Below are 18715 nucleotides of genomic sequence, written 5' to 3'. Positions count from 1 at the left end.
TCTCTATTTCCCATGGAGGGGGGTTTCCATATGACTGCAAGGATACTGCTGGTTGAGGATGAGGCAATAACTGCAATGGATCTCCAGAGGAAACTGGAATTCCAGGGTTACGATGTAATCGGAATTGCCCACAGCGGGGAGGCTGCAGTTGAACTTGCAGAGAAACACCGGCCAGACCTTATTCTCATGGACATAATCCTCAGAGGCCCCATGAGTGGAGTTGAGGCTGCAGAGAGGATAAAGGATCTTGATATACCTGTTGTTTTTCTATCAGCACACTCCGAGGAATCCACCAAGTATGGGTTCCATGAGGGATACCTTGAATCCATAAGGGTGAGCTGGGGTGAGGGCAGGTACAGTGAGGGGCCCACAGGAAGGTCCATAAAGGAGGGGAAACCCGTAATTATAAGGGATACAGAGAATGATCCATCATTCGCGCCGTGGAGGGATGAGGCCATTGACAGGGGGTACATGTCTGTTATGGGACTTCCCATCAGGGTCAGGGACGAGAACATAGGGGCCCTTACCGTTTACTCCTCAGAGAAGGGTTCATTCGACCCTGAAGAGGTGGAACTCCTAGGTGAACTTGCAGGTGACATATCATTCCGCCTTGAATCTGAAATTGTCCTTGGTGAAATGGATAAAAGGATAACTGAACTTGAAAGAAGGGAGGAATTATTCAGGGAAATTTTTGAATCAACCCCTCTGGCCATACTCAACTTCAGGGTTGGGGATGGTATCCAGCTTGATGAACTCAATAGAGCAGCCTCAGTCTTAACCGGCCTGGAGACTGCAGGTGGTGAGCGTATTGAGGATGTGCTCAGCGGTCTTCATGAGGATGATTTAAAAGAGGTGGTCAGGGCAGCTGAGAGGGGTGATGATTCCAGGTGGGAACGTCTTCAGTACTGTAACGGGGATTCTGTGAAGTTTCTGGAATTGAGAACCGTTAAAACCTCAGAGGACACTGTAACAGTATTTTTAATTGATCATTCTCCAGCTGAAAATTAAAAAAATCTGTCAATCTCTGTCAGAGAGGAGTATCCCCCCAACACCAACATCCTCAGGTGGGACCTCCCTTATGAGTACTGTTATGGTTGACTCTGGAAGGCCCATCACCTCACTTGAGACCTCTGTTATGCGTTTTACAAGTTCCCTCTTCTTTTCCCTTGTCAGCTTGTTGCAGCTTATCTGAATAACAGGCATGGTACCACCAGATATAACTATGGAGTCACATCTAATAAGTCTTAAACTGGATAAGCTTATATCACAGTATCAAACAGAGAGGAATGAAATATGATCGGAGAAAAGGAGTTAATAAGACTTTTTCCGGATTTCAAGGAACTGGTACAGCCGGCTGGGATTGACCTCCGTGTTGATGAGGTTTACCGGCAGGCAGGTCCAGGTTCACTGATTGACGATGAAAAGAATCTGCCACCCCTTGAAAGGCTGGATCCTCCTGTATACACACTGGAACCAGGGAAATCCTATCTTGTGAGTGTTGATAGAAGGATAGAGATACCTGAGGGTTATGCAATGCTTTACCTTCCAAGGTCAACTCTGCTGCGATCCTTTGTATCGGTCCACACCGCGGTTGGGGACCCTGGATTCAGGGGGACGCTCCAGTTCCTTGTCCAGAACTGTGGTGAATATGAGTACAGGATCAAAAGGGGTGAGAGGATAGCGCAGGGAGTTGTATTCCCTGTCAAGGGTTCTGGGAGGTACAGCGGGAGCTACCAGGAGGACTGACTGGATTAAATTGTCTGAAGCCTCTCCTCAAGCATCTTCACAGACTCGGGGTTTGAGAGTGTGCTCAGATCACCGGTGTCTTCACCCCTTATAAGGGCCTTTATAACCCTCCTCATTATCTTACCTGAACGTGTTTTTGGCAGGTCCTCAACGAATTCAATGTAACTCGGACTTGCTATTGGCCCTATTTCCCTCCTGACGTGCTCCCTCAGAACGCCCTTGAGGCGTGGTGCCGGCTTCACGGTGCCCCTGAGTGTCACGAATGCCGCTATCTCCTCACCCTTCAGTATATCAGGTTTTCCGACCACCGCTGCCTCAACAACGTCAGGGTGGCTTACAAGGGCCGATTCAACCTCTGCGGTGCTTATCCTGTGACCTGCGACATTGAGGACATCATCCTCCCTTCCCTGTATCCAGAAGTAGCCATCCTCGTCTATCCTTGCAACATCCCCGCTGAGGTAAACCCCCGGGAAGGTGCTCCAGTATGCCTCCACATACCTCTCAGGTTCCCTGAACAGTGTCCTGAACATCGCAGGCCAGGGTGTCCTTATAACCAGGTGCCCCCCGCTTCCACGTATGCTCTCACCGTTATCATCAACCACATCAGCCACCACGGTGGGAAAGGGCTTTCCTGCAGACCCCGGCTTGAGTGGTGTTACAGGAAGGGGTGTTATCATGTGCATCCCGGTCTCTGTCTGCCACCAGGTATCCATCACTGGACATCTGCCACCACCAATCGTCCTGTAGTACCACATCCATGCCTCAGGGTTTATGGGTTCACCCACGGATCCAAGGAGCCTGAGGGTGCTGAGGTCATACTTTTCAGGCCACTTGTTCCCGTACTTCATGAAGAGCCTGATGGTTGTGGGGGCGGTGTAGAATATGGTCACACCGTACCTTTCAATCATGCTCCATATCCTTCCAGGGTCAGGGTAATCAGGGGCCCCCTCATACATAACCGATGTTGAACCCTCAATGAGGGGGGCGTAGACTATGTAGCTGTGACCTGTTATCCACCCTATATCCGCTGCACACCACCATATGTCCCTTTCCTTTACATCAAATACAAAGCGGTAGGTGGAACTTACACCAACTGCGTAGCCCCCATGTGTGTGCACCACCCCTTTGGGTTTTCCTGTGGTGCCCGATGTGTAGAGTATGAAAAGGGGGTCCTCAGGGTCGAGCTCCTCACAGGGGCATTCATCACTCATTCCCTCAAGCGCATCCTCCCAGCGCACATCCCGCCCCTCAACCATGTTCACGTCCTCCCCGAGCCTGTCAACGACTATTACCTTCTCAAGTGATGGAATGTCATCTGCCACCATGTCAAGGGTCTCCTTGAGCCTTATTACCTTACCCCTCCGGTAGAATGCATCTGCAGTTATTGCAACCTTTGCCTCTGCATCTGCAGCCCTCTCACGGAACGCCTTGGCCCAGAAACCGCTGAATACGACGCTGTGAACGGCCCCTATCCTTGCGCATGCCAGCATCGCAACCGGAAGCTCCGGTACCATGGGAAGGTAGATGCTCACACGGTCCCCCTTCCTGACACCCATGCCCTTCAGTGCATTGGCAAGACGGTTAACCTCACGGTAGAGGTCATAGTAGGTGAGTTTTCTGACGCTACCATCCTCACCCTCCCATATATAGGCGACCCTGTTCTTTTCAGGGCCAGCCACGTGCCTGTCAAGTGCATTGTAGGTTATATTGAACCTTCCGCCTGTGAACCATCTGGCATGGGGTGGTTCCCATTCAAGGACCCTCTCGTATGGACTGAACCATTCAAGTTCAGATGCCATTTCATCCCAGAACCATTCAGGATCTGACCTTGCCCTCTCAAGGAGCTCATCATAATCCCCTATGCCATGTTTATCCATCCAGATCCTTATATTGCTGTTTCTAACTGTCTCATCATCTGGATTGAAAATTCGTTCCTCCTTAAGGAGAGAATCTAGCTGCCCGCTCATAATAAACCCCCACTTATGGTAATTTTTTTATTTCATGATTTAAATAGTTGGCAGAATATACTTGAAGTCATGAAGGTGTGCGCAGAGATCCTCACAGAGATGCTTGAGGAGGTAGGTTTCACCCACATATTCGGGCATCCCGGTGAACAGATACTCCCCCTCTATGAGGCCCTCAGAAAATCGGAGATTCAGCATGTTCTCATGAGGCACGAACAGGGAGCTGTCCATGCTGCAGACGGCTACGCCCGGGCCTCTGGAAGGCCAGGTGTATGCGTGGCCACCGGTGGCCCCGGGGCCCTGAACCTTGTGATGGGCGTGGCTGCTGCAAACACCGATTCTGTGCCCCTCATAGCCCTAACAGGGGACCTGCCCCGGGGTGAAGGTGGGGGCAGGTTCCAGGAAGCAGACATAGAGGGTGTCTTCAGTCCAGTTGTGAAGAAAAGTAGAACCGCCCGTAATGGGGAGGATGCTGCCCTTGCACTCCTTGATGCCCTCGATGCATTTGAGAGGGGAGTCACCGGGGTGATGCACATCAACCTCCCCAAGGATGTGCTTGAGGAGGGGGTGGGGACCATTGAAAAACCCCCCAGCACACCAGGTAAAACACCATGCCTTGATGATGTCATTGAAGTTCTGAGGTCAGCAGAAAAGCCCCTGGTCCTGGCAGGTGCGGGTATAATCTGGGCCGGGGCCGTTGAGGGGTTCAGGAAGTTTATCACTGAAAACCTGCTCCCGGTTGTGACGACCTACAGTGGGAGGGGTGTTCTCCCTGAGGACCACCCACTCTGCCTTGGAATGGCGGGGACAAGGGGGACTCCCACAGGAAACTATGCTGCAAGGGAATGTGATGTTCTCCTCGTGCTCGGCTCAAGGCTCTCGGACAGGACCTCAGCGGCGATTGGTAACCCCCGGATTATACACGTGAATACAGACCCCAATGTCCTGAGGGGCGATTTCAGGTTAAATATGAATGTAAGGGACTTCCTGATGCATGGTATTCGCGTGAAACATCCTGTGAGATGGTTAAGGGAACTTTATGGCTTCAGAGTCAAAAATCCTCCCCTCTATGATTTACCTGCTGGCGAAGAGAAAATCCTCAGGACCTCCTCAGCCGTCCGCAGCATCCTAGATGCGGCTCCAGATGCGGTTGTGGTCAGTGATGCGGGAAGCCACACAACCTGGGTCACCCTCCACCGGAGGGTTCTCAGGGAACGCGGCCTCCTCTTCTCCGGGGGCTTTGGACCCATGGGGTATGGCCTGCCTGCTGCAGTGGGTGCCAAAATTGCAAGGCCAGACGACGATGTTCTGCTGGTGGCAGGGGACGGGGGTTTCCAGATGACCATACAGGAACTCGGGACCGTGGCTGAACTGGACCTTGGAATCACCATGTGCATACTGAACAACGGGCAGCTTGATGTTATAAGGCAGTGGCAGGAGATGAAATACGGTGAAAGCTACTCCGTTAAGATGAGGAACCCTGATTTTGTGAGGCTTGCAGGTGCATATGGTATATGTGCAGAGAGGGTTTATGAAATTGGTGAAGTTGCAGGGGCCGTTGAGAGGGGCCTTGATTCAGGAGAACCCTATCTCGTGGAGTTAATGGTTGAAGAGGAGAACATACCGCTTCCAGATCTAGATCCTTAACTGGAGAAAAAAAGGAATTTTTGGCCTGAAAAAGAATTAAAGAAAAATAATCCAGTTCAGACATCCTCAGGGAGGTAGGTGTCAGCAACCGCGGCCACTGCCTCTCCCATTTCAAGTTCAAAGCCCAGCTCCCTTAGGGTCATCTCCAGGGCTGAGAATGTTGTTATAAGTTCCCTGTGGGTTATGTTACCCATGTGACCTATCCTGAATATCTTGCCCTTGAGGTGGTCCTGGCCCCCTGCGAGTTCAACGTGGTACTTGTTCCTCATTGTCCCCCTGAGTTCCCCATCGGTGACGCCCTCAGGGAGATTAACGGCCGTTACTGTGGTTGATGATACCGATTCATCAGGGAAGAGTTCGAGGTTGAGGGCCTTTATGGCATTCCTGGTTGCCTCAGCCGCCAGCTTATGCCTCTTTATCCTGTTGCTGAGTCCCTCCTCCATTATCACCTGAAGTGCCTCATGCATTGCGTATATCAGTGAGACTGCGGGTGTGTAGGGGGTTTCAGGTGGCTCGGCATCCCCGCTCTTCCTGTACTTCTTGAGGTTCAGGTAGTATGTCCTGGGGTTATCCACTGATTCAACAACCCTCCAGGCGTCGTCGCTGAGTGTTATGGCTGCCATGCCAGGCGGGGCTGCAAGGCACTTCTGTGAGCCGGTCACGCAGATGTCTATGCCGTAGCCGTCAACATCAACCTCGTCCCCACCAAGAGACGAGACCGTGTCAACTATGTAGAGGGCGTCGTAATCCGCCATTATCTTACCTATCTCCTTTATTGGGTTTGCAACACCGGTTGATGTCTCATTGTGGACAACGGTAACTGCCTTTATATCATCATTCTCCTCAAGCGTATATCCAATCTCATCGGGGTTGACGGCGCTGCCCCACTCCACATCTATCCTGATTGGTTCCCCGCCAAAGGCCTCAACTATCTGTGCAAACCGCTGGCCGAATTTGCCTCCAACAACGTTCAGGACCCTGTCACCTGGTTCGATGATGTTTGCAACCGCCGCCTCCATGGCAGCCGTCCCCGACCCTGTTAGCAGGTAAGATTTATTGTTTGTCCTGAAGACATCTGACATCATCTCAGTTGTTTCAGTGAGTATTTTACCAAACAGTGCGCTCCTGTGGTTAACAATGTTCTCTGACATTGCCTTAAGGACTCTCTGGGCCACCCGTGTTGGCCCGGGGATCATAAGCAGTGTTTCATCCATTTCCAAAAAACCTCCAGATTCAAGTGGATTCTGTAACCTGTACTTATTTTTAATCCGTGCATTTAAAAAGATTTACACATGTGATGATGCCATAAGGTTCAAGTTGGAGGACCACGGAGGTCACCGGGCTCTGCCATTGGATGGAACCAGAAAGTGTGTGTCTGATCAAAAGAATCATATATCCCCCCTGATAGATTCGTCCCATGGAAATGGAAGTCTGGCTCGAATGGTATGGGCGAATACTTGATGACTTTGGATTCAGCAGGAAGGCCGATGAGGAGTCTGCATCCTACCTGGAATCCTTCCTGAGGGAACATGGCTGTCCGGGCCCCGAAAGCCTCACGGTTCCCTCACTGGACTTCATCGTATTCGGTGCTGGGCCATCACTCAGGAAACACGTTAAAAGATTCAAAGAGGTCAGAGGGAATGTTACCATAGTGGCGGCAGATGGCGCGACAACAGCGCTTCTTGAGGAGGGTTTAATCCCCCATATAATCGTGACGGACCTTGACGGTAGAATGGAGGATATAATTGAGGCCAACAGGAGGGGGGCCTCCCTGGTGGTTCATGCCCACGGCAACAACCTTGAGGCGCTCAGGAAGTATCTTCCACGCCTCCAGAACCTTATAGGGACAACCCAGAGTGTCCCCTATGGATGCATATACAATTTTGGGGGCTTCACGGATGGTGACAGGGCCGTTTTCCTTGCAGAGGCGCTCGGTGCAGAAACCGTGGTACTTGCCGGGATGGATTTCGGTGAGGTTGTAACCAGGTACTCAAGGCCTGATATGGGTTCTGAAACAGGAAGGGCAGATCCAGTTAAGAGGCTCAAACTTGAATATGCTGAGAGACTGATAGAGTGGATTGAAAGGAATGGAAGGATTCAGATAGAGAAATGGTAGCTGCTTTATGGAAGCCACACAGGTACCCATGTCAATTGAAATATGAAAGAAATGGCCAGATACTATGTCTGCGAGCATTCTTTACGGTTATAAATCATACGTTTATGAGGGTCTGAATTCATGCTGCTGTGAGGGCCTGCAGTTCATCTAACAACAAGTTCAATCAATAAGGTGAGTCTAATTATTGATTTTAAATGATCCAGCATATCTTCTTATAAGCGGGCTGATCCAGATAAAACCTTATTAGGTCGTTACCAGATAAATCATTCTGAGGATCCTGATGTGCTCCTGCAAAAAATCTACATGCCCATTTAAAATAAGCTGTGAAGGATATGAAGGATATAAGGGATATACTGCTTCATGATGAAACCATCTTCAGGGATATGAATGCCTTTGACCCAGACTATGTCCCTGAAAACTACAGGTACAGGGAATCCCAGATGGAGGCCCTTGCAGTCTGCATAAGGCCTGCTCTGAGGAATGGAAGGCCCGTGAATGCCATCATACTGGGGTCCTGTGCAACAGGTAAGACCACCGCCATCAAGAAGATCTTTGAGATGGTTGAGTCAACATCCGAAAACGTTGTCTGCTGCTATATAAACTGTCAGCTTCACACCACAAGATTCGGTATCTTCTCACAGATCTACAGCAAGATATTCGGTCACCAGCCCCCTGAAACAGGTGTGCCGTTCTCCAGGATCTACCAGGCGATAATGCAGCACCTGGCCAGTGAAAACAGGGCGCTGGTGGTGGCCCTGGATGATATAAACCACCTCTTTTACAGTAAAAACGCCAACAAGGTCCTTTACGATATACTGAGGGCCCATGAGGTGTTTGATGGTGTTAGAACCGGTGTATTTGCGGTTTTATCTGACATTGAATTCAGGTACGCCCTTGATAAAAACGTCAACTCCATATTCATACCCCAGGAGATCATATTCCCACCCTACACCCGCGAGGAGATATTCAATATCCTCAGAGATCGTGTGAGGGTGGGCTTCTATCCAGGCGTGATCTCAGATGAACTCATAGAGAGAATAACCGATCACACCGTGGATACCGGGGACCTGCGCTACGGCATAGACCTCCTGAGGGTATGCGGCAACCTTGCAGAGGCCGATGCATCACCTTTAATAACAGAGGAACACCTTGAAAGGGGTGTGAGGAGCGCCGGGCCGGTTAACCTCATGCACACCGTGAGGACGCTCAGCAGCCAGGAAAAGGAGTTTCTCATTAGTATGATTGAGGCCGAGGATGACGACATAACCGCCGGCAGGCTCTATGAGCTCTTCCATGAGAGGACAGGGGCAAGTTACTCGTCATTCAACAGGACAATTGAGAAGCTTGAATTTCTGAGGCTCATTGACACGAGACTGACAGGTAAGGGTGTTCGTGGTAATTCAAGGATTGTGATCCCCAGATTCAGCAGGGATGAACTTAAGAGGTGCCTTGACTGATCAGACCCCTGCAGGGCAGTTGGAGTTGGCCCCTACCGCCACCATGAGAAGGCCCCACACTACGACAGAGATCACAACTGAAATCAAGATGAATGACCTTGGATCAACACCGGCCACCGTCAGCAGCCAGACCCTTCTCCTGATACTGTTTGGTTTCCTGAGACTGTACATACTACCACTCCACTATCATCTTCACCGGAGATTTATTTAAAAAAAGAGATAGAGAGCATCTGAAAACTAACCAGTGAATGAAATAAAGAGTGGCCCCTCTGAATCAGATAAATGGAGAGTCCCCCATGAAAAGGTTTGAATTCTTTGATGTGACTGCAGATGCAGGATACTGGGCCTATGGCCGTACACCAGAGGAGGTGTTTGAAAACGCCGCCCTTGCAATGTTCGAGATAATGACAGACACATCACTTGTCAAAGCAGAGGAAAGCAGGAGGGTGGAAATAAAATCCGAGGATATGGTTTCGCTACTCTATGACTGGATTGATGAACTCCTCTTTATACATGACACTGAATTTATTTTATTCAGTAAGTTCAAAGTTAAGATAGATGAAGATGATGATGGCTTGCGGCTTAGAGGTAAAGCCTCGGGAGAGGTGATCAAGGACCACCATGAGAGGCGTGATGAGGTTAAAGCCGTGACCTTTCACATGATGGATATCCTTGAAGAGAATGGGTTGATGAAGGCGAGAGTTATTCTGGACCTGTGATTTATAATTAGAGAGGATGATGCGTATGGATATAAGGGAAGATCTGGTTAAGGTAAGAGAATCCGTCTGGGAAGTTCCAACATCATACAAGAAGGGAATGAGGGTTCCTGGAAGAATATTCCTGAAGGATGAGGCCCTCAGGGACCTTGAGAAGGGGGCTGTTGATCAGGTTGCAAACGTTGCATGTCTCCCCGGGATCCAGAAGTTTTCAATTGGACTTCCAGATATACACTTCGGATACGGGTTCAGCATAGGGGGTGTGGGTGCATTCAGCGCCCGCACAGGAGTCATAAGCCCTGGGGGTGTTGGATTCGACATAAACTGTGGTGTCCGCATGGTCAGGACCAATCTGGACCATGAGGATGTGAGGCCAAAGATAAGGGAACTTATAAACACCCTCTTCACCAATGTACCATCAGGTGTTGGGAGTAAGGGAAAGATAAGGCTCAGGCCCGGTGAAATCGATGAGGTTCTTGAAAACGGGGCTGAATGGGCCATTGAAAATGGATACGGATGGGATCAGGACCTCAAATTCCTGGAGGAGAACGGCAAAATGGAGGATGCCAGTGCAGATAAGGTCAGTGATAAGGCCAAGAAGAGAGGCATACCCCAGCTTGGATCCCTTGGATCAGGTAACCACTTCCTCGAGGTCCAGATGATAGATGAGATATTCAACGAGGAGGCTGCCGCCGCCTACGGTGTGAGCCCCGGCAAGGTCGCCGTTATGATACACTCAGGTTCAAGGGGATGCGGCCACCAGGTATGCTCAGACTACCTGAGGCTTATGGACAAGGCATACAGGAGGTACAAGATAAACATACCTGACAGGCAGCTTGCCTGCGCCCCGGTGGACTCGGATGAGGCCATGGATTACTTCCAGGCCATGGCAGCCGCAGCCAACTATGCCTGGGCCAACCGTCAGATGATAGTCCACTGGGTGAGGGAGTCCTTTGAAAGTGTCTTCGGGATGAGCGCAGAGGACATGGAGATGGAGATCGTCTATGACGTGGCACATAACATAGCAAAGAGGGAGGTTCACACTGTAAAGGGACGTGATACAGAGCTCTTCGTCCACCGTAAGGGAGCCACAAGGGCCTTTGGACCGGGCAGAAAGGAGATTCCCGGTGAATACAGAAAGATCGGTCAGCCGGTCATAATTCCAGGTACCATGGGGACATCATCCTACCTGCTCCACGGAACAGAGGTTGCAATGGAGGAAACCTTCGGTTCGACCGCCCACGGGGCAGGGAGAAAGATGAGCCGTGCAGGTGCAAAGAAAACCTACCGTGGAGAGGAGGTTCAGAGGAAACTTGAAAGTGAGGGCATCTATGTGCGGGCAACATCCATGCCAGTGGTTGCAGAGGAGGCCCCCGGTGCCTACAAGGATGTTGACCTGGTGGTCAGGACAGCCCACGAGACCGGCATATCCATGCTTGTTGCAAGGATGCTCCCACTGGGAGTCGCAAAGGGATAGTCTGGCGGTGAATCAATGATAGGGCTCATCGGAGGCACAGGGGTATACGAGATAGTGGAGCATGGAAGAATAATCGGAAGGGAATCTCTGGAGACACCATACGGCAGAACACCTGAAATATCAGTTTTCAGGCTTCATGACAGGGATGTGGCATTCATGCCAAGGCACTCCAGGGGCCATGAGAGCCCGCCCCACATGGTCAACTACAGGGCAAACATCTGGGGCCTGAAGAAACTGGGTGTCAGACAGATACTGGCAACAAACGCTGTGGGTTCCCTTGAAGAATCCATAGGGCCCGGTGAATTTGTCGTCCCGGACGACTTCCTGGACTTCACAAAAAACAGACCCTCAACATTCTATGATGAGAGGACCGTCCATGTGGATATGACGGAGCCCTACTGCAGGGACCTTCGCTCTGCACTGGTGGAGTCCTCTGGTGCAGTTGATGGGGGTGTATACGTCTGCACCGAGGGGCCGCGGTTTGAAACAGCCGCCGAGATAAGGATGTTCCGGTCACTCGGGGGCACAGTTGTTGGGATGACTGGAATCCCCGAAGCTGTGCTTGCAAGGGAACTCGAGATGTGCTATGCAAGCATATGCCTGGTCTCAAACTACGCTGCATCCATATCCCCCTCAAAGCTCACCATCACAGAGGTCTTTGAGGTTATGGAGGAGAGGAGGGAGGATCTCATCGACACACTTGAGGGGGCAATTTCAAGGCTCCCCCAAAACCCTGCCTGTAGCTGTCAGAGTGCCCTCAGCGGCGCTGATGTTAATGAAAATATGGAGGAATGTCCTTGAAGGTTTTAATGATATCTGCAAGTCCAAGGAAAGAAAGCAACACCATGATGGTCCTTGAGCACTGCAGGGATGCGGTGGAGAGTCGTGGTGTTGAATGTGAGATAGTATCCCTCAGGGGGATGAATATAGAGTCCTGCCGTGCCTGCCTCAGCTGTGCAAAGAAGCACCGCTGCAAGATCGATGATGGCCTCAACGGGATAATCGAGAGGATAAGGGATGCCGAGGGCCTGATAGTTGCAACCCCAGTCTACTTTGGCACAGCCAGGGGTGACCTCATGTCAGCCCTGCAGCGTATCGGAATGGTTTCAAGGGTCTCAGACGGATTCCTGAGCTGGAAGGTTGGGGGCCCCATTGCTGTTGCAAGGCGGGGAGGCCACACAGCAACGATACAGGAACTCCTCATGTTCTACTTCATAAATGACATGATAGTCCCCGGTTCAACCTACTGGAACATGGTATTTGGATGGGCCCCGGGCGAGGTTGAGGATGATGATGAGGGAATGGAAACCATAAGGCGCTTTGGGGAGAACGTGGCTGAACTCATAAAGAGGATTCAAAGCGGGGAGTAATATGAGGATAGCAGTCGCCTCCTCCAACGGGGAGGAGGTGGACCTCCACTTTGGAAGGGCATCAAAACTTTTAATATATGACTACAGCGATGGAAAAATGGAATTCGTAGAGGAAAGAACTGTTGATATCGCTGAAAGTGATAAGCATCAGTGGAGAAAGGTTCTTGATTCCATAATGGACTGTGATGTTGTAATAGCCATCCAGGTGGGCCTGAAAGGGAAGATGGGAATCGAGGATGCCGGTTTGAAATTTGTGGCCGACGAGGGGCCGGTTGGTGAGGTCCTGGAAAGGTGGGTGAGGCACTTCGAATTCATGAACTCCACCATCTGAAGATCCCGGACGCACCCCCACAGAAGTGGACCCCGCACAGCAGGTGAATCCCCGCTTAAGGTGAACCATATACCCCCATGATGTCAAGGTTTAAATACTGCCTCATCATAATTATAGACTATTCATAACTGGCGGTGTAGAAACTTCCTATCATGGTTTAACCAGTTAAGATGAATTTTTTGAATTATATTAAACCAGCTGTTTTTACGGTGTTAAATTTAAGGTGATATAATGGCAAAGGCTCGAAGAAGGAGAGTACGTGATACATGGAAAGAGAAGAAATGGTATGTGATAAAGAGTCCTAAAATGTTTGGAGAAAACGATATAGGAACAACACCATCAAGGGACCCTGATTTCCTCCTCAAGAGGAGGGTTGAGGCAACAATGAGGGAACTGACAGGCGACTTTTCAAAGCAGTACGTCAAACTGAAGTTCCAGATAAACAACGTTGCCGGAAGTGAGGCGACCACCAAATTCATAGGTCATCAGGTCACAACAGACTACGTCAGGAGCATGATAAGGAGGGGTACAAGCAGGGTCGATGCCCCGGTTATAGTTGAAACAAAGGATGGTTACAAGCTTAAGGTCCATCCACTGGCCATAACAATCAGGAGGGCCAAGTCCTCACAGCAGAAATACATGAGGCAGAGCATAGAGGAACACGTGAAGGAGATAGCCTCTGAAAAGACCTTCGAGGAATTCGTTGAGGGCATTGTAACAGGAAAGATCGCCTCAGAGATATACCACCAGGCAAAGAAGATATACCCCCTCAAGAGGGTTGAGATAATAAAAACAAGGGTTCTAGAGGAACCAGCCTGAAACATGGACCGGGACCCCCATGACAGACCTTAACATTGGATACGTGCTTCTGTGCGTATTCATTGGATTTTTAACATATCAGAGAGGTGCGCTTGATGTATGGGGATCCCTCTTCATGGTCCTTATGGGTTTGCTCATAATATTATCTGCCGGTTTTAACTGGTTGATCCTCATTTTTATTTTTCTGATCCTTGGCCTTCTTTCAACAAAGTACAGGCATGAATACAAGAAATCCATTGGAGTTTTTGAGGGAACAAGAAGTGCCAAGAATGTTATATCCAACGGAATAGTGCCCTTTGTAATGGCTGCCTTTGGATACTATGATGGATTCTTCGGAGGTTTCATAGGATCCGTTGCAACAGCGACCGCTGATACCATGGCAAGTGAAATCGGTGTTCTGCAGACACCACGCCTCATAACAACACTCCAAAGGGTGGAACCCGGAACAGATGGGGGTATATCCATTGTTGGAACCGCCGCAGGGATAGCAGGGGCCGGTATAATTGGTTTATCAGCGTTTCTGCTTGGTGTCTGTCCCGATCCATTTAAATCAATGAAAATAGCCGTGATTGCAGGTACTGTGGGCTGCTTCATGGACAGCCTCCTGGGGGCCGTCCTTGAGAGAAGGAAGTACCTCAACAATGAGCATGTTAACCTCCTTGCAACGGTAACAGGGGCAGTTATAGGAATTTTATTAGCATAGAGATCCATAAATCTAGGAAGGTAGGTGAATCATGAAAGGGGTAATAATGATAATAGATGGAATGGCCGACCGCCCCATTGAAAGCCTTGGAGGTAAAACACCTCTTGAGGCCGCAAAAACCCCTAATATGGACAGGCTGGCCAGTTCAGGTATCAATGGTATAATGGATCCCATAAGACCAGGGGTCCGTGCAGGAAGCGACACATCACACCTCTCCATACTGGGATATGACCCCTACAGTGTATACACCGGAAGGGGTCCATTCGAGGCCGCAGGTGTGGGGCTGGATGTGAGGCCAGGGGACATTGCATTCAGATGCAACTTTGCAACCGCAGACGATGACCTTGTGATAACCGACAGAAGGGCAGGGCGAATAAGGTCAGGGACATCCCAGATAGCAGAGGCCATCAACTCAATGACCCTGGATGGATTTGAGGACGTTGAAATAATCTTCAGGGAGTCAACAGGCCACAGGGCCGTCCTGGTCCTCAGGGGCCCCGGGCTGGGTGATAATGTATCAGATGCAGATCCCAAGACTGAAGGAAAACCCCCTAAGAAGGTGAAAGCCCTTGATGGATCCCCTGAATCACAGAAAACCGCCGATATACTTAACAATTTGGTGAGGGAATCCTATGAAATCCTCAGGGACCATCCCGTGAACACCGAAAGAATCAGAAATGGAGAGGCGCCTGCAAATATAATACTGCCAAGGGGTGCGGGTGCTGTTCCTGACGTTGAAAAATTTGAGGACCGCTACGGTCTGAAAGCAGCCTGCATCGCTGAGACAGGCCTCATAAGGGGTATAGGGCACATCACAGGAATGGATGTGATTGATGTTGAAGGGGCCACAGGGGGTACAGACACCGACCTGGAGAGTATAAAGAATGCGATAAAGGATGCCCTTGATGACGAATACGAGTTCCTGCTCATAAACATAGATGGTGCAGACGAGGCTGGTCATGATGGGGACCTTGAGGGTAAGGTTGAGTTCATAGAGAGGGTTGACTCCATCCTCGGTGACCTTATACGCGATGATATCTACTTCATACTCACTGCAGACCATTCAACACCGGTATCTGTCATGGACCACACAGGGGACCCTGTCCCCATCACAATAAACGGGCCAGAGGTCAGGGTTGATGATGTGAGTGTATTCAGTGAGAGGGCCGCGGCTGCTGGTGGCCTCTGCAGGATAAGGGGATCTCATGTCATGGACATACTCCTTGACCTCATGAACAGAAAGGAAAAATTCGGGGCTTAAAATGAAGAAGGAAAAGAGATTATTCGGAACATCTGGCATAAGGGGCCGTTTCGGGGAGAAGGTGACGCTTGAACTTGCAGTGGATGTTGGAAGGGCCCTTGCAACCCACCTGGGAGGGGGTAAGGTCGTTGTTGGCTACGACACGAGAACATCCAGCCAGCTCCTTGAAAGTGCCCTGATTGCAGGGATAATCGAGTGTGGCTGTGACGTCATCAGACTCGGAATGGTGCCGACGCCCCTTGTTGGTTACGCAACTTCAAGACTGGGTGCCGACGCCGGTGTAATGATAACGGCATCCCACAACCCCGCACCCTACAATGGCATAAAGCTCTGGAACCCTGATGGAATGGCCTACAGCCCATCTCAGGAGCGCATCATAGAATCAATAATTCATTCTAGAGAATTTAATAGGAGGGGGTGGGATGGCCTCGGCTCAGTGAGGGAAGCTGACTTCAGGGATGACTATGCTGATGCCGTCGCTGGAATGGTCAGCATTGAAAGACCCCTAAAGGTGGTAATTGACTGTGGCTGCGGTGCAGCCTCCCACCTATCACCGCTCATATTCAGGATGGCCGGCTGCAGTGTTGTGACCCTTAATTCCCAGCCTGATGGGTTTTTCCCTGGTCGTGACCCTGAACCTGTCCCTGAGAATCTATCTGAGCTCATGGAGACTGTCAGATCAACCGGGGCTGATCTGGGGATAGCCCATGATGGAGACGCCGACAGGATGGTTGCGGTGGATGACAGGGGAAGGTTTGCAAGTTTCGATAAACTCCTGGCCCTCATGGCAAGGGAGATAGGGGGAAAGATCATCACAACCGTGGATGCATCCCTCTGTGTGGATGAATGCCTTGGAGACTGCGGCGAGGTCATAAGGACACGGGTGGGTGATGTCCATGTGGCAAACTCCATCGCAGAGGAGGGTGCTGATTTCGGAGGAGAGCCATCAGGGACCTGGCTGCACCCTGACTTCTGCATGTGCCCCGATGGGATACTATCGGCGCTCAGGGTGGCCGAGCTCATCTCACGGAAGGGTCCCCTTTCGGTGCTCCTGGATGAGGTGCCATCCTACCCCAATATAAGGGATAAGGTTCCCTGCCCCGATGATAGGAAGGGAGCCGTGATGGAGATGGTGGCCTCTGAACTCAGCCGTGAATTCGCCGACGCTGCAGAGATCAATACGATAGATGGGGTCCGTATATCAATGGAGGATGGAAGCTGGGTTCTTGTGAGGCCCTCAGGAACAGAACCCTATATAAGGATAACCCTTGAGGGCAAGACCGACGAGGAGGCCCGTCAGATCCATGAGAAGACCCGTGCCTACCTTGAAAATATGATAGGGTGATGATATGGAGGCTGTCGTCCTGACTGCTGGTGAGGGTACAAGAATGCGGCCGCTCACACTTACAAGGCCCAAGACCATGCTGCCGGTTGCAGGCAAACCAATGGTGGAGTACAGTGTGGATGCCCTCAGAGATAACGGTGTCAGTGAGATAATCATGATAACCGGTTACCGTGAGGAGGTGGTGAGGTCCCACTTCCGGGACGGATCCGAATTTGGGGTTGACATAAGCTACGTGAAACAGGATGAACGCCTTGGAACAGCCCATGCAATAGGCCAGGCCGCAGGTATGGTGAGTGACGAGTTCATAGTCCTGAACGGTGACATAATAACCGACCCGCAGCTTGTGGGTGATCTGATATCCGCCTACGGTGATATGAAACCCGAAACCCTGATGGTTCTCCGTGAGGTTCCCGACCCCAGTTCCTTTGGGGCTGTCAGGCTTGAGGGTGACCGTGTACGGGAGATAATCGAAAAACCGTCCCCTGATGTCGATGCCGGGAACCTCATAAATACCGGTATATATGTGTTCAGTCCAGCTGTCTTTGATTACATAGAGCAGACCCCCCTATCCCGGAGGGGAGAGTACGAGATAACAGATACCATAATGATGCAGGTGAGGGATGACCTCCCAGTAAGGGCCATAGTATCAGAGAGGGAGTGGATAGATGTTGGAAGGCCATGGGAGCTCCTGGATGCCAGTGAAAAGCTCATGAAGGGCCTTGAGAGGTCCATCCATGGTGAAGTGGAGGATGGTGTGACCATCCACGGCCCGGTGGTGGTGGGTGATGGAAGCATTATAAGGTCAGGTACCTACATCCAGGGCCCTGTTTACATCGGTAAAGACTGTGACATTGGACCCAACTGTTACCTCCGTGCCCATACATGTATAGGTAATAATGTGAGCATCGGTAATGCTGTTGAGATCAAGAATTCCATCATAATGGATGGTACCAACGTTAACCACCTCAGCTATGTGGGTGACTCTGTCATAGGTGCAGACTGCAACATAGCAGCCGGTACCAATATAGCCAATCTACGTTTTGATGATGGGCCGGTACGTATGAGGGTCAAGGAGGAGTCTGTGGACACGGGCCGCAGGAAACTTGGAGCGGTTTTCGGGGATGGTGTGAAGACCGGTATAAACTCAAGCTTCAATCCCGGTGTCAAGGTTGGGAAGGGTTCCCGTATTGGTGCCGGCTGCGTCATATACGAGGATGTGCCCTCTGATAAACTTGTGATACTCAAACAGGAGTACATTATAAGGGACTGATGGTGGTTTTACCGTGTATTACCGTGTATTTGAAGGCGCCAGAATAATCGGGGACGTGGAGATAGGTGATGGCTCATCTGTGTGGTACAACGCTGTTTTGAGGGGTGACATAGAACCCATAAGGATAGGATACCGTTCCAATATTCAGGATAACTGTGTTGTCCATGCAAGCAGAGGATACCCTGTGAAGGTGGGGGATTACGTCTCTGTGGGTCACGCCGCGGTTCTCCATGGCTGCACCATACAGGATAATGTGCTGGTGGGCATGAATTCAACCATCCTCAACGGAGCCCTTGTGGCTGAAAATTCAATTGTCGGTGCAGGCGCGGTTGTTACCTCAGGTAAGGGTTTCCTGCCCCGAAGTCTCATCATGGGTGTTCCTGCAAGGGCCGTCAGGGAGCTCAATGATGATGAGATAGAGTCCATAAGGGAGAATGCAGAGAGGTACTTCCACCTTGCGCAGGAATATAAAGACTGAAAATCGAACAGGGTC

Annotated in this window: 20 protein-coding genes; 16 read left to right on the top strand and 4 right to left on the bottom strand. The window is 50.6% G+C overall.

Annotation, left to right across the window (positions count from 1 at the left end; genetic code table 11):
* Window positions 1-30: 30 nt before the first annotated feature.
* The gene (locus tag MTBMA_RS00950; RefSeq protein WP_013295030.1) at window positions 31-1008 is read left to right on the top strand and encodes a GAF domain-containing protein; all 978 of its coding nucleotides are present in this window, start codon (window positions 31-33) and stop codon (window positions 1006-1008) included.
* 9 nt (window positions 1009-1017) lie between these two features.
* Here MTBMA_RS00950 and dmpI read toward each other — a convergent pair whose 3' ends face one another.
* Entirely contained in the window at window positions 1018-1203 is a 186-nt protein-coding gene (gene dmpI, locus MTBMA_RS00945; protein ID WP_013295029.1) for a 4-oxalocrotonate tautomerase DmpI, read from the bottom strand.
* Window positions 1204-1293: 90 nt separating this feature from the next.
* Between dmpI and MTBMA_RS00940 the strand changes: the two genes are divergently transcribed.
* The gene (locus MTBMA_RS00940; RefSeq protein ID WP_013295028.1) at window positions 1294-1746 is read left to right on the top strand and encodes a dCTP deaminase; all 453 of its coding nucleotides are present in this window, start codon (window positions 1294-1296) and stop codon (window positions 1744-1746) included.
* A 5-nt stretch (window positions 1747-1751) separates the two neighbouring features.
* Here the strand turns inward: MTBMA_RS00940 and acs are convergent, their stop codons facing one another.
* The gene (gene acs / locus MTBMA_RS00935) at window positions 1752-3713 is read right to left on the bottom strand and encodes an acetate--CoA ligase (RefSeq protein ID WP_013295027.1); all 1962 of its coding nucleotides are present in this window, start codon (window positions 3711-3713) and stop codon (window positions 1752-1754) included.
* A gap of 69 nt (window positions 3714-3782) precedes the next feature.
* Here acs and MTBMA_RS00930 point away from each other — a divergent pair, with 69 nt between their 5' ends.
* On the top strand, window positions 3783-5357 hold the full coding sequence (locus MTBMA_RS00930) for a thiamine pyrophosphate-binding protein (protein ID WP_013295026.1): 1575 nt from the start codon (window positions 3783-3785) through the stop codon (window positions 5355-5357).
* A 56-nt stretch (window positions 5358-5413) separates the two neighbouring features.
* Here MTBMA_RS00930 and MTBMA_RS00925 read toward each other — a convergent pair whose 3' ends face one another.
* Entirely contained in the window at window positions 5414-6571 is a 1158-nt protein-coding gene (locus tag MTBMA_RS00925; protein ID WP_013295025.1) for a pyridoxal-phosphate-dependent aminotransferase family protein, read from the bottom strand.
* A 203-nt stretch (window positions 6572-6774) separates the two neighbouring features.
* Here MTBMA_RS00925 and MTBMA_RS00920 point away from each other — a divergent pair, with 203 nt between their 5' ends.
* Both MTBMA_RS00920 and MTBMA_RS00915 read left to right on the top strand, forming a co-directional pair.
* Entirely contained in the window at window positions 6775-7473 is a 699-nt protein-coding gene (locus MTBMA_RS00920; protein ID WP_013295024.1) for a 6-hydroxymethylpterin diphosphokinase MptE-like protein, read from the top strand.
* A gap of 332 nt (window positions 7474-7805) precedes the next feature.
* A complete protein-coding gene (locus MTBMA_RS00915; protein ID WP_013295023.1) occupies window positions 7806-8930 on the top strand; it encodes an ORC1-type DNA replication protein in 1125 nt (374 codons plus the stop codon).
* Here the strand turns inward: MTBMA_RS00915 and MTBMA_RS09050 are convergent, their stop codons facing one another.
* Window positions 8931-9101: a hypothetical protein gene (locus MTBMA_RS09050; RefSeq protein ID WP_013295022.1), complete on the bottom strand. Its 171-nt coding sequence runs from the start codon at window positions 9099-9101 to the stop codon at window positions 8931-8933. It abuts the gene before it with no gap.
* A 125-nt stretch (window positions 9102-9226) separates the two neighbouring features.
* Here MTBMA_RS09050 and MTBMA_RS00910 point away from each other — a divergent pair, with 125 nt between their 5' ends.
* From MTBMA_RS00910 to MTBMA_RS00860, 11 genes are all read left to right on the top strand, one after another.
* Window positions 9227-9649, top strand: coding sequence for an archease (locus MTBMA_RS00910; protein ID WP_013295021.1), 423 nt, complete (start codon window positions 9227-9229; stop codon window positions 9647-9649).
* A gap of 25 nt (window positions 9650-9674) precedes the next feature.
* The gene (locus MTBMA_RS00905; protein ID WP_013295020.1) at window positions 9675-11123 is read left to right on the top strand and encodes an RtcB family protein; all 1449 of its coding nucleotides are present in this window, start codon (window positions 9675-9677) and stop codon (window positions 11121-11123) included.
* A 15-nt stretch (window positions 11124-11138) separates the two neighbouring features.
* Window positions 11139-11924, top strand: coding sequence for an S-methyl-5'-thioadenosine phosphorylase (gene mtnP / locus MTBMA_RS00900; RefSeq protein ID WP_013295019.1), 786 nt, complete (start codon window positions 11139-11141; stop codon window positions 11922-11924).
* Between the two features lie 8 nt (window positions 11925-11932).
* Window positions 11933-12493, top strand: a complete 561-nt coding sequence (locus MTBMA_RS00895; protein WP_013295018.1) for a flavodoxin family protein — start codon at window positions 11933-11935, stop codon at window positions 12491-12493.
* A 1-nt stretch (window position 12494) separates the two neighbouring features.
* A complete protein-coding gene (locus tag MTBMA_RS00890; RefSeq protein WP_013295017.1) occupies window positions 12495-12824 on the top strand; it encodes a NifB/NifX family molybdenum-iron cluster-binding protein in 330 nt (109 codons plus the stop codon).
* A 231-nt stretch (window positions 12825-13055) separates the two neighbouring features.
* On the top strand, window positions 13056-13643 hold the full coding sequence (locus MTBMA_RS00885; RefSeq protein ID WP_013295016.1) for a 30S ribosomal protein S3ae: 588 nt from the start codon (window positions 13056-13058) through the stop codon (window positions 13641-13643).
* Between the two features lie 19 nt (window positions 13644-13662).
* A complete protein-coding gene (locus MTBMA_RS00880; RefSeq protein ID WP_013295015.1) occupies window positions 13663-14346 on the top strand; it encodes a TIGR00297 family protein in 684 nt (227 codons plus the stop codon).
* A gap of 31 nt (window positions 14347-14377) precedes the next feature.
* The gene (locus tag MTBMA_RS00875) at window positions 14378-15607 is read left to right on the top strand and encodes a 2,3-bisphosphoglycerate-independent phosphoglycerate mutase (RefSeq protein WP_013295014.1); all 1230 of its coding nucleotides are present in this window, start codon (window positions 14378-14380) and stop codon (window positions 15605-15607) included.
* Between the two features lies 1 nt (window position 15608).
* Complete coding sequence (glmM, locus tag MTBMA_RS00870) at window positions 15609-16952, top strand: phosphoglucosamine mutase (protein WP_013295013.1); 1344 nt, start codon at window positions 15609-15611, stop codon at window positions 16950-16952.
* A gap of 4 nt (window positions 16953-16956) precedes the next feature.
* A complete protein-coding gene (gene glmU / locus MTBMA_RS00865; protein ID WP_013295012.1) occupies window positions 16957-18222 on the top strand; it encodes a bifunctional sugar-1-phosphate nucleotidylyltransferase/acetyltransferase in 1266 nt (421 codons plus the stop codon).
* 13 nt (window positions 18223-18235) lie between these two features.
* On the top strand, window positions 18236-18700 hold the full coding sequence (locus tag MTBMA_RS00860; protein ID WP_013295011.1) for a gamma carbonic anhydrase family protein: 465 nt from the start codon (window positions 18236-18238) through the stop codon (window positions 18698-18700).
* Window positions 18701-18715 lie beyond the last annotated feature (15 nt).

Origin of the sequence: Methanothermobacter marburgensis str. Marburg, from assembly GCF_000145295.1 — an archaeon.
In the GTDB taxonomy this organism is placed as follows: domain Archaea; phylum Methanobacteriota; class Methanobacteria; order Methanobacteriales; family Methanothermobacteraceae; genus Methanothermobacter; species Methanothermobacter marburgensis.
The sequence above is the reverse complement of the archived record's forward strand: the minus strand, read 5'-3'. Positions and strand labels throughout refer to the sequence as shown.

What these genes read in the sequence shown, in the direction of transcription:
- glmM (WP_013295013.1), top strand. Translation starts at nt 15,609, where the DNA reads ATGAAGAAGGAAAAGAGATTATTCGGAACATCTGGCATAAGGGGCCGT.
- MTBMA_RS00925 (WP_013295025.1), bottom strand. Translation starts at nt 6,571, where the DNA reads ATGGATGAAACACTGCTTATGATCCCCGGGCCAACACGGGTGGCCCAG.
- MTBMA_RS00880 (WP_013295015.1), top strand. Translation starts at nt 13,663, where the DNA reads ATGACAGACCTTAACATTGGATACGTGCTTCTGTGCGTATTCATTGGA.
- MTBMA_RS00905 (WP_013295020.1), top strand. Translation starts at nt 9,675, where the DNA reads ATGGATATAAGGGAAGATCTGGTTAAGGTAAGAGAATCCGTCTGGGAA.
- MTBMA_RS00930 (WP_013295026.1), top strand. Translation starts at nt 3,783, where the DNA reads ATGAAGGTGTGCGCAGAGATCCTCACAGAGATGCTTGAGGAGGTAGGT.
- MTBMA_RS00875 (WP_013295014.1), top strand. Translation starts at nt 14,378, where the DNA reads ATGAAAGGGGTAATAATGATAATAGATGGAATGGCCGACCGCCCCATT.
- acs (WP_013295027.1), bottom strand. Translation starts at nt 3,713, where the DNA reads ATGAGCGGGCAGCTAGATTCTCTCCTTAAGGAGGAACGAATTTTCAAT.
- MTBMA_RS00950 (WP_013295030.1), top strand. Translation starts at nt 31, where the DNA reads ATGACTGCAAGGATACTGCTGGTTGAGGATGAGGCAATAACTGCAATG.
- MTBMA_RS00915 (WP_013295023.1), top strand. Translation starts at nt 7,806, where the DNA reads ATGAAGGATATAAGGGATATACTGCTTCATGATGAAACCATCTTCAGG.
- MTBMA_RS00885 (WP_013295016.1), top strand. Translation starts at nt 13,056, where the DNA reads ATGGCAAAGGCTCGAAGAAGGAGAGTACGTGATACATGGAAAGAGAAG.
- glmU (WP_013295012.1), top strand. Translation starts at nt 16,957, where the DNA reads ATGGAGGCTGTCGTCCTGACTGCTGGTGAGGGTACAAGAATGCGGCCG.
- MTBMA_RS00895 (WP_013295018.1), top strand. Translation starts at nt 11,933, where the DNA reads ATGATATCTGCAAGTCCAAGGAAAGAAAGCAACACCATGATGGTCCTT.
- dmpI (WP_013295029.1), bottom strand. Translation starts at nt 1,203, where the DNA reads ATGCCTGTTATTCAGATAAGCTGCAACAAGCTGACAAGGGAAAAGAAG.
- MTBMA_RS00890 (WP_013295017.1), top strand. Translation starts at nt 12,495, where the DNA reads ATGAGGATAGCAGTCGCCTCCTCCAACGGGGAGGAGGTGGACCTCCAC.
- MTBMA_RS00940 (WP_013295028.1), top strand. Translation starts at nt 1,294, where the DNA reads ATGATCGGAGAAAAGGAGTTAATAAGACTTTTTCCGGATTTCAAGGAA.
- MTBMA_RS09050 (WP_013295022.1), bottom strand. Translation starts at nt 9,101, where the DNA reads ATGTACAGTCTCAGGAAACCAAACAGTATCAGGAGAAGGGTCTGGCTG.
- MTBMA_RS00910 (WP_013295021.1), top strand. Translation starts at nt 9,227, where the DNA reads ATGAAAAGGTTTGAATTCTTTGATGTGACTGCAGATGCAGGATACTGG.
- mtnP (WP_013295019.1), top strand. Translation starts at nt 11,139, where the DNA reads ATGATAGGGCTCATCGGAGGCACAGGGGTATACGAGATAGTGGAGCAT.
- MTBMA_RS00920 (WP_013295024.1), top strand. Translation starts at nt 6,775, where the DNA reads ATGGAAATGGAAGTCTGGCTCGAATGGTATGGGCGAATACTTGATGAC.